This is a genomic window from Amycolatopsis sp. AA4 (assembly GCF_002796545.1).
Lineage (GTDB): Bacteria > Actinomycetota > Actinomycetes > Mycobacteriales > Pseudonocardiaceae > Amycolatopsis.
Window position 1 is genome coordinate 5381029 of the sequence record NZ_CP024894.1, and the last position, 13591, is coordinate 5394619.

At 72.6% G+C, this 13591-nt stretch carries 12 protein-coding genes; 2 read left to right on the forward strand and 10 right to left on the reverse strand.

The genetic code is table 11. The features are described from left to right. Positions 1-53 precede the first annotated feature (53 nt). From CU254_RS24900 to CU254_RS24920, 5 genes are all read right to left on the reverse strand, one after another. Entirely contained in the window at positions 54-1019 is a 966-nt protein-coding gene (locus tag CU254_RS24900) for a bifunctional riboflavin kinase/FAD synthetase (protein ID WP_078560869.1), read from the reverse strand. Positions 1020-1060: 41 nt separating this feature from the next. Continuing rightward, positions 1061-1906 carry a tRNA pseudouridine(55) synthase TruB gene (gene truB / locus CU254_RS24905; RefSeq protein ID WP_037714721.1) on the reverse strand — a complete coding sequence of 282 codons (846 nt, stop codon included), beginning with the start codon at positions 1904-1906 and terminating at the stop codon, positions 1061-1063. 172 nt (positions 1907-2078) lie between these two features. Beyond that, positions 2079-3395 carry a nitrate/nitrite transporter gene (locus tag CU254_RS24910; protein ID WP_037714724.1) on the reverse strand — a complete coding sequence of 439 codons (1317 nt, stop codon included), beginning with the start codon at positions 3393-3395 and terminating at the stop codon, positions 2079-2081. 113 nt (positions 3396-3508) lie between these two features. Next, a complete protein-coding gene (locus CU254_RS24915; RefSeq protein WP_009080488.1) occupies positions 3509-4330 on the reverse strand; it encodes a PhzF family phenazine biosynthesis protein in 822 nt (273 codons plus the stop codon). A 57-nt stretch (positions 4331-4387) separates the two neighbouring features. Continuing rightward, a complete protein-coding gene (locus CU254_RS24920; protein ID WP_009080489.1) occupies positions 4388-5725 on the reverse strand; it encodes an MATE family efflux transporter in 1338 nt (445 codons plus the stop codon). Positions 5726-5969: 244 nt separating this feature from the next. Between CU254_RS24920 and CU254_RS24925 the strand changes: the two genes are divergently transcribed. Next, on the forward strand, positions 5970-6539 hold the full coding sequence (locus tag CU254_RS24925) for a TetR/AcrR family transcriptional regulator (protein WP_037714728.1): 570 nt from the start codon (positions 5970-5972) through the stop codon (positions 6537-6539). A gap of 275 nt (positions 6540-6814) precedes the next feature. Here the strand turns inward: CU254_RS24925 and CU254_RS24930 are convergent, their stop codons facing one another. Then, positions 6815-7825 (reverse strand): bifunctional oligoribonuclease/PAP phosphatase NrnA, encoded by a 1011-nt coding sequence (locus CU254_RS24930; RefSeq protein ID WP_009080496.1) that lies wholly within the window; start codon positions 7823-7825, stop codon positions 6815-6817. Between the two features lie 25 nt (positions 7826-7850). Here CU254_RS24930 and CU254_RS24935 point away from each other — a divergent pair, with 25 nt between their 5' ends. Further along, the gene (locus tag CU254_RS24935) at positions 7851-8885 is read left to right on the forward strand and encodes a TRM11 family methyltransferase (protein WP_037714732.1); all 1035 of its coding nucleotides are present in this window, start codon (positions 7851-7853) and stop codon (positions 8883-8885) included. 37 nt (positions 8886-8922) lie between these two features. On the opposite strand, the gene CU254_RS24940 is transcribed toward CU254_RS24935, so the two are convergent. The 4 genes from CU254_RS24940 to infB all read right to left on the reverse strand — a co-directional run bounded on the left by CU254_RS24940 (position 8923) and on the right by infB (position 13581). Beyond that, the gene (locus tag CU254_RS24940; protein WP_037714735.1) at positions 8923-9756 is read right to left on the reverse strand and encodes an alpha/beta hydrolase family protein; all 834 of its coding nucleotides are present in this window, start codon (positions 9754-9756) and stop codon (positions 8923-8925) included. Positions 9757-9760: 4 nt separating this feature from the next. Beyond that, on the reverse strand, positions 9761-10234 hold the full coding sequence (gene rbfA, locus CU254_RS24945; RefSeq protein ID WP_009080499.1) for a 30S ribosome-binding factor RbfA: 474 nt from the start codon (positions 10232-10234) through the stop codon (positions 9761-9763). Between the two features lie 33 nt (positions 10235-10267). Next, on the reverse strand, positions 10268-10561 hold the full coding sequence (locus CU254_RS24950) for a DUF503 domain-containing protein (protein ID WP_009080501.1): 294 nt from the start codon (positions 10559-10561) through the stop codon (positions 10268-10270). Between the two features lie 65 nt (positions 10562-10626). Then, positions 10627-13581, reverse strand: a complete 2955-nt coding sequence (gene infB, locus CU254_RS24955; RefSeq protein ID WP_009080503.1) for a translation initiation factor IF-2 — start codon at positions 13579-13581, stop codon at positions 10627-10629. Positions 13582-13591 lie beyond the last annotated feature (10 nt).

A 13591-nucleotide genomic window follows, 5' to 3' on the forward strand; every position in this document is an offset into this window, starting at 1 on the left:
GGCCGGAACGCCCGATTCGCCCCGGGTCCGGCCCGCCCCGGGCACCGGCGCGCTCAGCTGTCCGAGCCGAGCGCTTGCCTGGTCCGGGCCACGTCCTCGTCGATCTTCTTCACGAGATCGGCCGGAGCGCCGAACCGCGCCTGATCCCGCAACCGGGTGACGAAGTCGAGCGCGACGTGCTGGCCGTAGAAGTCCTCGTCGACGTCCAGCACGAACGCCTCGACGGTGCGCTCGCGGCCGGAGAACGTCGGGTTGGTGCCCACCGACACCGCCGCGCGCAGCCGCCGGGCCGGGTCGGACAGCCGGCTGAACCAGGCCGTGTAGACGCCGTCCGCGGGCACGGCGGCGAACCGCGCGGTGGACAGGTTGGCCGTCGGGTAGCCGAGGTCGTGGCCGCGTCCGTCGCCGCGCACGACGATGCCCTCCAGCCGGTGCGGGCGGCCGAGCGCGTCGGCGGCGGCCACCACGTCGCCGGCGTCGATGCACGAGCGGACGTAGGTCGAGGAGAAGGTGATGTCGTTGGCGCCGCGGTCGTCGTCCAGCGAACGCCCCTGGAGCTCCGCGCCGTAGGCGACGAACCCGAAGCGGCGGCCGAGTTCGCGCAGCAGCGCGACGTTGCCCGCGGCCTTGGCTCCGAAGGTGAAGTTGTCGCCGACCAGCACCGCGGCCGCGTGCAGCCGGTCGACCAGCACCTCGTGCACGAACTCGTGCGGGCTGAGCCGGGACAGCTCAAGGGTGAAGGGCAGCACGCAGAACACGTCCACGCCGAGCCCCTCGACCAGTTCGGCCTTGCGCCGCAAGGTGGTCAGCTGCGCGGGATGGCTGCCCGGGCGCAGCACCTCGGACGGATGCGGGTCGAAGGTGAGCACCACGCTGGGCACGCCGCGTTCGGCGGCCGTCGCGACGGTGCGCTTGATCAGTTCCTGGTGCCCGCGGTGCACGCCGTCGAACACGCCGATGGTGACCACGCACCGTCCCCAGCCGCCCGGGAGGTCCCCGAGCCCACGCCACCGCTGCACTGTTGTCAACTCTCCCCGAGCAAGGTGCCTTTGCCCCCACCCTATGCGGGCAGGAGGACCACCACCGAGCGGGTCACTCCCTCGGCGTCCGAGGCCAGCGCGAGCACGTGGCCGTCCGGCGCGAACAGGCCGTACGTGCCGGCGATTCCCGCGGCGGGGATGCGCCTGCCGTACTGCACGGCCTTGGCGGTGGCGGCGTCGAGATCCCGGCGCGGGAACGCAGCGGCGACGGCGGCGTCGAGGTCCAGGGACAGTTCGGGCTTTTCTTCGAGCTGGTCGAGCGTGCGCGCGCGGGCGAGCGTGAACGGCCCGACTGTGGTGCGGCGCAAGGCTTTCAGGTGCCCGCCGACGCCGAGTCCCGCGCCGAGATCGCGGGCGAGCGCGCGGACGTAGGTGCCGGACGAGCATTCGACGACCGCGTCGAGTTCGATCCGGTCGTCCTCGCGGCGAAGGCCGAGAACGTCGAACCGGTGCACGGTCACCGGCCGCGGCGGGAGGACGACGTCCTCGCCCGCGCGCACCCGGGCGTAGGCGCGCTTGCCGTCGATCTTGACCGCGGAGACCGCGCTGGGCACCTGCTGGATGTCACCGGTCAGCTGCGCGACGCCGTCGGCGATCTGCTCGTCGGTGACCGCGGCGAGGGTTTCCGGCGCGGCATCGTTTTCGAGCGGTTCGCCCTCGGCGTCGTCGGTGGTGGTGGACCGGCCGAGCGACAGGGTGGCGAGGTAGGTCTTGCGGTCGAGGGCGAGGTGCCCGAGGAGTTTGGTGGCGCGTTCGATGCCGAGCACGAGCACGCCGGTCGCCATCGGGTCGAGCGTGCCGGCGTGGCCGACCTTGCGGGTGCCCATGATCCGCCGCGCCCGCGCGACCACGTCGTGCGACGTCATGCCCGCCGGTTTGTCGACGATGAGCAGTCCGGGAGGAGGGGCGGGACGACGCGGTTCTTTCGGGCGAGACACGGCGGAAACCCTACCTAGGCGGGGTTTCGCGGTCGGCGCCCGGTTCGGGGCCGGGCGATGCGGGTCTCGCCAGCGGCACCGCTCACGAGACCCGGCTGGCTCAGGCGGCGACGGCTTCTTCCGGCGCCCGGTCCCAGCGATGCCGCCGGATCCGGACCGGGACTTCTTCCCCGCGCGCCTCCGCGGCGAACACCTGGGCGCGGGCCCGCCGCCACCACACCAGCATCCGGGACGCGCCCAGGGCCAGCACGGCCACGACGACCAGCAGCGAAATCCGGAAGTTGCCGCCGGTCGCCTGGAGCAGGATGCCGATCAGGAGCGCCGTCACGGTGGTCGCCAGGAAGCCGCCGACGTTCACTACCCCGGTGGCGGTGCCGACGCGGGACAGCGGGTTGTAGTCGCGGGCGATGGCGAAGCCGATCATCGACGCCGGGCCGCCCAGGGTGAGGAACGCGAAAGCCGGGACGAGGACGCCCACCGGGACGTGGCCGTTCCAGCCGAGCAGCACCGCCCACACGATCGCCGCTCCGGCGAGGTAGCCGATGACCAGCGGCACCCGCAGCGCCGGAGCGCGGCCGATCACCGCGCCCAGCAGCGGGCCGCCCGCCATGGAGCCGAACACGAAGACGGTCAGCAGCGCGCTGGCGGTCGCGGCGGGCAGACCCTCGCCCTGCACCAGGAAAGGCATGCCCCACAACAGGGTCAGCACGTTCGGCGCGAACATCGTCGAGAAGTGCACCCAGAAACCCAGCCGGGTGCCGGGGGTGCGCCAGGCCAGTTTGACCTGCCGGCCGAGTTCCGCCGGGCGCACGGGTTCGCGTTTGCGCTCCGGCACGCCGTCGGGGGTGTCGCGGACGCGCAACGCGACCGGCACCGAGTACAGCACCGTCACCGCGCCGACCGCGAGGAAGGTGACTGTCCATCCTGGACCGTCGAGGAGCAAGGTGAGCGGGACGGTCGCGATGAGGTTGCCGATGTAACCGACGCACGACGTGAACGACGCGAGCAACGCGTACCGGTGCGCGGGGAAGTGCGCCGCGACGAGACGCAGGACGCTGACGAACGTGAGCGCGTCGCCGAGGCCGAGGACGGCGCGGGCGACCAGGCCGAGCGCGTAGGTGTCGGCGAGCCCGAGCAGCAGCTGCCCGGAGCCGAGGATCAGGACGGCGGCGGTGAGGACGCGGCGCGGGCCGTAGCGGTCGACCAGCACGCCGGTCGGGATCTGCATGGCCGCGTAGACGCCGACCTGCAGGACGGTGAAGATGCCGAGCGCGGCGGAGCCGACGCCGAAGCGTTCGGCCGCCTTCAGCCCGGCGACGCCGAACGAAGTGCGGTGGAAAACGGCGAGCAGGTACACCGTGACCGCGGTGAGCCAGATGAGCCAGGACCGGACAGGGGCGCGGCCGGCGGGCGTCAAGAGTTCCTCCAGAGTGCGGGCGAGCGTCGGGACAAAGGAGGACGACGACGCTGCCGCCTCGATAGTTGTATCGCCTCAGCAACCTCGATACATAGCCGTGACCGGGGTGTGCTTCACCACAGATCCACTTCGCCCCGGATGCCGACGACCGTTTCGCCGCCGACCCACACGTCGTCGCCGTCCCGTTCGACGTGCACCCGCCCGCGCCTGCCCAGCCGCGTGCCCTGCGCCGCGACGTAGGACTCCGGCGCGATGCCGTCGCCGATCAGCCACTGGCCGAGCGCCGCGTTGAGGCTGCCGGTGACCGGATCCTCGACGACGTCGCTGAACGCGCGGACCTCGAACGCCGTTTCGGAACCGGCCGGCTGCGCACCGGCGACGCCCACCTTGTACGAGCCGAGCGCGGCGAAGTCCGGTTCGATCGCGAGGACGGTCGCCGAGTCGCGCAACAGCAGCGCGATCCAGCCGGGACCGTTGTCCGCCCAGCGCGCTTCGAGCACGTCGGCGTCGCCGAGGTGCAGGCCGCGCTTCACCGCGGCGAGGTCGGCGTCGGCCACCGGACCGCCGCGAAGCAGCGGAGGCGCGGCGAACGCCAGCCGGTCGCCGTCGCGGCGCACCCGGACCAGCCCGGCCCCGCATTCCTGCACGAGGTGCCCGGCCTTCGGCTCTCCCCCGGCGGCCAGCCACGCCCGCGCGGACCCGAGCGTCGGATGCCCGGCGAACGGCAGCTCGCGGCCCGGGGTGAAGATCCGCACGCGGTAGTCGGCGGCCGGGTCGGACGGCTCCAGCAGGAACGTGGTCTCGCTGAGATTCGTCCAGTTCGCGAACGCGGCCATCCGCTCGTCGGACAGCCCGTCCGCGCCGTGCACGACAGCGAGCGCGTTGCCCTGGGTGAGCTCGTCGGTGAAGACGTCGACCTGGGTGAACTTCGGCATGCGCCCACCCTCGCATCCGCCGTACTCCGGCGGCGAGCGGGTTTCGCCGTCAGACCGTCACGCCTCCCGCACCGCGCCGACCACGGCCCACCGCCCGGACCGCCATCGCGCCACCACGGCCGCCAGCCGGAACACCATGAACAGCGACAATCCGCTCCAGATCCCGGTCAGCCCCCAGCCCAGCGCCAGCGACAGCCAGATCAGCGGCAGGAATCCGAGGCCGGCGCTGACGAGCGTGGCGGTGCGGAGGAAGGCGGCGTCGCCCGCGCCGAGCAGGACGCCGTCGAGCGCGAACACCACCCCCGCGATCGGTTGCAGCGCCACGAAAAACCACCAAGCGTGCGGGATTTCCCCGAGCACTCCCGGATCGGACGTGAACGCGTGCGGCAGGACGCTCCACAACGCCGCGAACAGCACGCCCAGGAAACAGCCGAGGACCAGGCCGTATCCGGTGATCTGCGTGGCCACCCCGCGCGCCTGCCGCGCCGCTCCCGCGCCGAGCGCCGCGCCGACGAGCGACTGCGCGGCGATCGCGACCGAATCGAGCACCAGCGCCAGGAACGTCCAGAGCTGCAGGACCACCTGGTGTGCCCCGACCGCCTCGGTCGAGGTGCGCGCGGCCACCGCGGCGGCCGACACGAAACACGCCTGGAACGCGAAACTGCGCAGCACCAGGTCCCGGCCGAGACCCAGTTGTGCCCGCATCACCGCGAAATCCGGCCGCAACGGCACCTTTTCCCGCACCAGCGCGGCGACGAACATCGACGCGGACACCACCTGCGCGACGATGTTCGCGATCGCCGACCCCTCCAGCCCGAGGCCGGCGGCATACACCAGCACCGGACAGAGAACCGCGGAGATTCCGTTGCCCGCCAACACATAGCGCAGCGGACGGGTGGCGTCCTGCACGCCGCGCATCCAGCCGTTGCCCGCCATCGTGACGAGGATCAGCGGCGCGCCGAACAACGCGATCCGCAGCCACGACACGGCCGCCTCGGCGATCTCGTCGCTGCCCGAAAGCGCGCGGGCGATCGGCCCGGCCAGCAGCTGCCCCACTACCAGCAGCACCAGCCCGACCAGCACGCCGAGCCAGGTCGCCTGCACGCCTTCGCGAACCGCGTCCGCGCGCCTGCCCGCGCCGTGCAGCCGCGCGGTGCGCGAAGTGGTGCCGTACGACAGGAAGGTGAGCTGCGTGGAGACCTGCGACAACACCACGCCGCCCAGCGCGAGGCCAGCGAGCGGCAACGCCCCGAGATGGCCGACGACGGCAGTGTCGACCAGCACATAGAGCGGCTCGGCGGCGAGCACGCCGAGCGCGGGCACGGCGAGGCCGAAGACTCGGCGGGGCGGAATGCGGTCACCGCTTACGGCGGTGGTCGTGGCGTTTTCGGACACGGGACGAGAGTAGCTACCGGGACCGACAATTCCGGCGGGGGCGACCACCGGCGGGTGATCCGGGCGTGGAATTCGCTTGTCGGACAAGGAAATTTGGCCGACGCTGAGCTGCGGAAGTCCTAATTGGTGCCGCGGCCTCCCGGCTGTCGCGAGTGGACACCGGCAGGGGCAGGGTACGATCGAATCGGAGGCAATCTCCACTTTCGTGGAGGACAGCTTTGCCTTTGCCGACGGAAGGCAGCACATGACCGCCGACAAGCCGCTGCGGGCCGACGCCCAGCGCAACCGCGACGTCCTGATCGCCAAGGCACGCGAGCTCTTTGCCGCAGGCGAGTTCTTCGACCTGCGCTTCGACGATTTCGCCCGCCTGGCCGGAGTCGGCACCGGCACCCTGTACCGCCACTTCCCCACCCGGGAAGCCCTGGCCGAGGCGGTTTACCACGGGGAAGTCGCCGCGCTGTGCGAGCGCGCCCGCCAGTTGCAGGAGACGCTGCCCGCGGCGGAGGCGTTGGCGGCCTTTCTGCGCGGGATGGTGGACCACATCGCCGCGCACGAGGGCCTGGCGCGGACGCTGGCAACGCTCCTGGCGGATCGCTCAGGCGCTCTCGCCGGGGGCGGCCAAGCGCTGGAGGAGGCGGTCGCCGACCTGGTGGCCGCTGCGGTGCGGGACGGTGCGGTGCGCGACGACGTGGATGCCGGTGCCGTGATGATGGCGCTGCACGGCATCGGCGCGGCCCATGACCGGCCACGGTGGCGGGCCGAGGCGGATGACGTCGTCACCCTTTTGCTGGACGGGCTGCGCCGCTCTCGGTGACCGGCGCGGGGATCTGGCCATCGAGTGGTTGCCCTCAGCCGCGTTGGTGAAGTCTCAGGATGAGGGCACGGGCCCGCCGAACACCAGCCACCTCACCACTACGCCGCTCCCGGTGACAGGTGCAGGATCCGGCCGCGACGCGAGCCCGAGCGGTCGCCCGGACGCACCGGCGAAACTCGAAGATGCGGGCGGGGTCCACCGAATACCAGCCACGCACCGCCCGCACAACCCGCTCCCCACCGGCCGAAACCCCTCCGCGCGCCGCCCATCCCGGGTCAGGAAGCGCGCAGCAGCGGCGCCCTCCCCAGTGCCTCCCGGAGCCGGTCCAGCACCTCCTCCGCCGGGCCTTCCGCCGTGCATCCGGCGGCCATGCGGTGGCCTCCCCCGCCGAACTCCGCGGCGGCCGCGGACACGTCGATGTCGCCCGCGGACCGCAGCGAGACCGTCCACACTGGACCCGGCCCGGCCTCCTTCAGCACGGCCGCGACCCCGGCCTCCCGGGTAGCGCGCACCACGTCGATCACCGACTCCACCTCTTCGAGCCGCACCGTCGCCGCGGCGGCCGCGCGCACCACCGTGTGGACGAAGCCGAATCCTTGTGCCCCTTCGGGTTCCAGCCGGGCCTCGGACAGCACCCGCGCGAGCATCGGCAGCCACGCGAACGGGTGATCGTCGACGATGCGGCGGGCCACCTCGCCCGGGTCCGCGCCCGCTTCCAGGAGGCGGGCGGCGATCCGGTGCGTTTCCGGGCTCGCCCGGCGGAAACCGCTCGTGTCCGTCACGACCCCGGCGTACAAGCACCGCGCGGCGGCCGCGTCCAGTTCGACGCCCATCGCCTCGACGATCCGCGTGACCAGGATCGCCGTCGCTTCGGCAGTGTCGTCCACGACGTGGTGGGTGCCGTAGCGGGCATTGGTCGCGTGGTGGTCGACGACCAGGACCGAACCGCCGGCGGCGCGGACCGCGGCGACCCTCGGGGCGAGCCTGCCCAGGCGGCCCAGGGTCGGGGTGTCGAGGGCGACCAACAGGCCGTCAGCCGGAGGGAGGGAGCCGACGGGGGTGATCAGGCCGTCGACGTCCAGCCAGGCCAGCGTTTCGGGGGCCTCGTCCGGCTCGCCGAAGGCGACTCGCACGCGCGCGCCGCGGCGATGCAGCACGTGCCCGAGGGCCAGCGCGCTGCCGAGGGCGTCGGCGTCGGGGCGCACGTGTCCGAGCAGCGTCACGTCGGTGGCCTCGGCCAGCAGTGCGGCGGCGGCCTCGATGTCCTGTACCAGGGAAGCTGTCACGGAGTGCCACGCTACGCTCTGCGGGATGCCTGAGTACGTGATCCTCGTTCTGCCTTCCGCCAACCGCGTGTACGCCGCCTCGTCGCCGGCGCTGCTGCGCGCCGAGCTGGCGGCCCTCGGCGCTGGTCTTTCCGCCGAGGTGTCGGCGATCGAAGAGATCGAGCTCGGCGGTGTCGGGTACGTGAAATTCGCCTGCGCGGCGCCGCTCGGCGAGCGAGACCTGGCGCTGCTGTCGAACCTTTCCTCGCTGTACGCCCTGTTCGAACTGGGCGACGGCGTGCTGCGGCCGGTCGCCGTGCACCCGCTGGCGAAAGCGGATTCGGACCTGCTGACCATCCAGAAGTACCCGGGCAAGACGAATGAGCAGTTCACGAAGCTGCTGCTCAACCTCACGCTGCTGGCGACCTCGCGCCCCGCGGACTGGCCGGACCGCGAACTGCACGTGCTCGACCCGCTGTGCGGTCGCGGGACGACGCTGAACCAGGCCGTGATGTACGGCTTCGACGCGACCGGCCTCGACGTCGACGCACGCGATTTCGAGGCGTACGAACAGTTCGTGAAGACGTGGCTGCGCACGAAGCGCGTGAAGCACACCGCCGAATCCGGGCAGCTGCGCCGCAACAAGGTCCGCCTCGGGCGTCGGCTGGACATCGAGTACGCGTTCGACAAGGACGACTACAAGGCGGGCCGCACCCGTCGGCTCAGCTACCTCAACGCGGACACCCTGACCACCGACGAGGTCCTCCGCCCGGCGTCAGTGGACCTGATCGTGACCGACGCACCGTACGGCGTGCAGCACGGCAGCCACCGCGACACCGGCCTGGCCCGCAGCCCGCGCGACCTGCTCGCGGCGGCGATCCCGGTGTGGAACCGCGTGCTCCGGCCGGGCGGGGCGCTGGGGATCTCGTGGAACACGCACGTGCTGCCGCGGGAAGAACTGGTGGCGATCCTGGAACGGGCGGGGCTGGCGGTGCGGTCGGGGGGACCGTACGAGGAGCTGGCGCACCGGGTGGACCAGGCGATCGTGCGCGATCTGGTGGTGGCGGGAAAGCCGGTCTGAATTCCCGGGGGCACGACCACCCGGACCGGTGCTTCCGCTACTTCAGCCGCGGCCCGAGGAAGCGCATCACCTCTGGCAAAACGCCCTTCCAGTACCCCGACGTGTGCGCCCCCGGCGTGATCCGCGAGACCGCCGGGGCGGCGCCGCTGATCAGTTTTCGGTTGGCCGCCAGGAACGGGTCCCCGTCGCCGCACCAGACGCCGAGGTCCCGGGGCTGGAGTTCGTCCAGGTGCCGCAGCGGTTCGGCGGCCGTCCAGGCGTCCTCGGAGGCGAAGACGTGCCGGGACCGGGCGTCGGGCCAGGTGCGGAACAGGGCCGCGCTGCAGGTGGCCACCGCGGTCACGTCTCGGCGGCGGCGGGCGAGGTTCAGGGCGCCGAAGCCGCCCATCGAGATGCCGAAGAGCCCGGTCATCGGGCGGAGCCCCGATTCGGACAGCCAGCCGGGGAGTTCGTCGGTGAGCATGCGGTGCGGGTCGTCGTCGCCGTCGGGCATCCAGTAGTGGCTGCCGTCGACCGCGACGACCGCGAACGGCGGGGTCCCGGACCGGACCGCGGCGGTGAGGGCCGCGGGCAGGTCCAGGTCAAGGAACGTGCGGGCGTTCGCCCCGCGGCCGTGCAGGGCGACGCACACCGGGAGGCCGGCGTTGGGGACTCCGTCGGGCGTCATGAGCACGACGTCGACGTCCCGGCCGCGGGCCGCGGAATGCCTGCGGTGGATCGTGATCGACGCTTTCAGGGGCGCCGGGCTGGAGGCCGGGGCAGCCGGGGCCGGCGCAACCACCGGGGCGGAGCGCCCGGTGCAGGCGGAGACGAGCGCCGCGGCACCGCCGAACAGCAGGCCGCGTCGCGTGACACCGGGCTTTGACCGCATCGCTTCAGCCGCGCGTCTCCTCTTCTGCTTGCTCCTCGTCCTCTTCGGCACGGGGAGCCTTGTACGGGTCCGCCTCGCCCGCGGGCTGCGCTCCGGTCGCCCGGCGGGCCACCTCGGCGTCCGATTCGCGGGCCTTGGCGAGCAGTTCTTCGATGCGGCGGGCGTCGTCCGGGACGCTGTCCGCGACGAAGGTGAGCGTCGGGGTGTAGCGGACGCCGGTGCCCTGTCCCACCTTCGTGCGCAGGACGCCGCGCGCGGCCTCCAGCGCGGCGGCGGCGCTCGCGAAGTCCGGCTCCGCGTCGAGGCTTTCGCCGAGCACCGTGTAGTACACCGTGGCGTCGTGCAGGTCCGCAGTGACGCGGGCGTCGGTGATGGTCACCGCGCCCAGTCGCGGGTCCTTGACGTCGTGTTCGATCGCCGAGGCCACGATCTGCGAGATCCGCTTGGCGAGCTTGCGTGCCCGAGCGGGATCGGCCATGGCTGAGGTCTCCTTCTCCGGATTTCCGGGGTGCTAGTCGTCCGGGCCGAGCAGCCGGCGGCGCGCGGAGAGCAGTTCGAACTCCGGTCGGCCGGCCGCGAACCGCTCGCACGCGTCGAGCACGTCCCGGATGTGCTCTCCGTCGGGGGCGACCGCGGCGACGCCGATGAGCGCGCGCCGGTGCAGGTCCAGATGTCCCGCCTCGGCGACCGAGACGGCGAATCGCTTCCGCAGTTCGGCCACGACGGGCCGCACCACGGATCGTTTCTGCTTCAACGAATGCACGTCGTCGAGCAGCAGGTCGAGCTCCAAGGCTCCGACAAACATAGGCAGCGAAGTTATGCCGCGAGGGCGGTCCGGGGTGCGCGGCTGGCGCACCCCGGACCGGTCACTCACGCACGGGGCTTCTCCCGCTGTTCGTAGGTCTCGATCACGTCGTCGACCTTGATGTCGCTGTACGAGCCCAGCGTGAGACCGCACTCGTACCCTTCGCGGACCTCGACCACGTCGTCCTTGAACCGGCGCAGCGAGTTGATCGGCAGGTTCTGCGCCACGACGTTGCCGTCGCGCAGGAGGCGGGCCTTGGCGTTGCGCCGGATCTCGCCGGACATGACCAGGCAACCCGCGATCGTGCCGATCTTGGAGGACTTGAAGACGTCCCGGACCTCGGCGCGGCCCAGTTCGACCTCTTCGTACTCCGGCTTGAGCATGCCCTTCAGAGCCTGCTCGATCTCCTCGATCGCCTGGTAGATGACCGTGTAGTAGCGCACGTCGACGCCCTCGCGGGTGGCCCGCTCGGTCGCCTTGCCCTGCGCCCGGACGTTGAACCCGAGCACGATCGCGTCGGACGCGGTCGCCAGGTCGATGTCCGATTCGGTCACGCCGCCGACGCCGCGGTGCACGACGTGCAGTTCGACGTCTTCGCCGACGTCCAGCTGCAGCAGCGCCGCTTCGAGCGCTTCGACGGTACCCGAGTTGTCGCCCTTGATGATCAGGTTGAGGCTGCTCGTCTCCTTCAGGGCGGAGTCGAGGTCCTCGAGGCTGACCCGCTTGCGGCGCGACGCGTTGAGCGCGTTGCGGGTGCGGGCGGAGCGGCGCTCGGCGATCTGCCGGGCGACGCGGTCCTCGTCGACCACCAGGAAGGTGTCGCCCGCTCCCGGCACCGAGGTGAACCCGATGACCTGGACCGGACGCGAGGGCAGCGCCTCGGTGACGTCCTCGTTGTGCTCGTCGACCATCCGGCGGACGCGGCCGTAGGCGTCGCCCGCCACGACCGAGTCGCCGACGCGCAGCGTGCCGCGCTGGACCAGGACGGTGGCCACCGGGCCGCGGCCGCGGTCGAGGTGCGCCTCGATCGCGACGCCCTGTGCTTCCATGTCCGGGTTGGCCCGCAGGTCCAGAGCCGCGTCCGCGGTCAGCAGGATCGCCTCGAGAAGCCCGTCGATGTTGATGTTCTCCCGTGCGGAGATCTCGACGAACATCGTGTCGCCGCCGTATTCCTCGGCGATGAGGTTGTACTCGGTGAGCTGCTGCCGGATCTTGTCCGGGTTCGCGCCCTCCTTGTCGATCTTGTTGATCGCGACCACGATCGGGGCCTTCGCGGCCTGCGCGTGGTTGATCGCCTCCACCGTCTGCGGCATGACGCCGTCGTCGGCCGCCACCACGATCACCGCGATGTCGGTCGAGTTCGCGCCTCGGGCACGCATGGCGGTGAACGCCTCGTGGCCCGGGGTGTCGATGAAGGTGATCAGCCGCGGCACGCCTTCGAGCTCGGTCTCGATCTGGTAGGCGCCGATGTGCTGGGTGATCCCGCCGGCCTCGCTCTCGCGGACCTTCGTCTTGCGGATCGTGTCCAGCAACCGGGTCTTACCGTGGTCGACGTGACCCATGATGGTGACGACCGGCGGACGGACCTGCAGGTCCTCCTCGCCGCCCTCGTCCTCGCCATAGGTGATGTCGAAGGTCTCGAGCAGCTCGCGGTCCTCCTCCTCGGGGGAGACGACCTGGACGACGTAGTTCATCTCGCCGCCGAGCAGCTCGAGGATGTCGTCCGACACGGACTGCGTCGCGGTGACCATCTCGCCGAGGTGGAAGAGCACCTGCACCAGCGAAGCCGGGTTGGCGTCGATCTTCTCGGCGAAGTCGGTCAGCGAAGCGCCGCGCGGCAGCCGGATCGTCTCGCCCTGCCCCTTGGGCAGGCGGACGCCGCCGACGCTGGGCGCCTGCATGTTGTCCATGTACTCCTGGCGCTTCTGCCGCTTCGACTTGCGGCCCTTGCGCGAGGGGCCGCCGGGACGGCCGAAGGCGCCCGCCGTGCCGCCGCGACCGCCGGGGCCGCCGCGACCGCCGCCGCCGCGGAAACCGCCGCCGCCGGCCGGGGCGCCACCGCCGCCGCCCGGACGGAAGCCGCCACCGCCGCCGCCACTTCCACCCCCAGGACGGAAGCCGCCGCCACCGCCGCCGCCGGGACCGCCGCGGAAGCCGCCGCCACCGCCGCCGCCCGGACGACCGCCGCCGCCGGGACGGCCGGCGCCGCCGGGACCGCCTCGGCCGCCGGCCGGTCCGGCCGGACGGGCGCGGCCCGGCATCATGCCGGGGTTCGGGCGCGGGGGCATGTTGCCCGGGCTCGGCCGGTTGCCGCCGCCCTGGCCGCCGCCGGGACGCGGCGGACGGGTGTCGCCGCCCTGGCCGCCGCCCGGACGCGGGGGACGGTTGTCGCCGCCCTGGCCGGGGCCGGGGCGCGGGGCGGGCGGACGCGGGGCCGGGGACCCGGAGCCGACGCCGAACGGGTTGTTGCCGACCCGCGGGGGACGCGGACCGGGACGCGGCCCGCTGGGCTTGGGGCCTTGCGGCTTGGGCGGCACGACCGAACCGGCGGACGACGAGTCCTGCTGCTTCGGGGCCGGCTTGGGCGCGGCGGGCTCGGCCTTGGCGGCCGGGACCTCCTGCGCCGGGGCCGGCTGGGCCGGTGCGGGCGGGCGCGGACCGGGACGCGGTCCGCCGGGCTTCGGGGCCGGGGAGGCCGCCGGCTTGGCGGCCTGCGGGCCCGGCTTCCCGGCCGGGGCCTGCTGCTGCGGCGCGGGCGCCGGAGCGGACGGGGCCTGCGCGGCGGCGCTCTGCTGCTGCGGGGCGGCCGGCTTCGGAGCCGGGCGCGGTCCCGGCGTGGGGCCGGGCTTCTTCCCGCCCTTGGCGGGGTACGCGTCGCGGAGCCGGCGGGCGACGGGCGCCTCGACGGTGGACGACGCGGACTTCACGAACTCGCCCTGCTCCTTCAGCTTGGCGAGAACTTCTTTGCTGGTGATGCCGAGCTCCTTAGCGAGCTCGTGTACGCGGGCCTTGCCTGGCACAGCTCTCCTC

Coding starts and splice junctions, on each gene's coding strand:
- truB (WP_037714721.1), bottom strand. CDS start 1,906: ATGACGTCGCACGACGTGGTCGCGCGGGCGCGGCGGATCATGGGCACC.
- CU254_RS24915 (WP_009080488.1), bottom strand. CDS start 4,330: ATGCCGAAGTTCACCCAGGTCGACGTCTTCACCGACGAGCTCACCCAG.
- CU254_RS24925 (WP_037714728.1), top strand. CDS start 5,970: ATGACCGCCGACAAGCCGCTGCGGGCCGACGCCCAGCGCAACCGCGAC.
- CU254_RS24935 (WP_037714732.1), top strand. CDS start 7,851: ATGCCTGAGTACGTGATCCTCGTTCTGCCTTCCGCCAACCGCGTGTAC.
- CU254_RS24940 (WP_037714735.1), bottom strand. CDS start 9,756: ATGCGGTCAAAGCCCGGTGTCACGCGACGCGGCCTGCTGTTCGGCGGT.
- rbfA (WP_009080499.1), bottom strand. CDS start 10,234: ATGGCCGATCCCGCTCGGGCACGCAAGCTCGCCAAGCGGATCTCGCAG.
- CU254_RS24950 (WP_009080501.1), bottom strand. CDS start 10,561: ATGTTTGTCGGAGCCTTGGAGCTCGACCTGCTGCTCGACGACGTGCAT.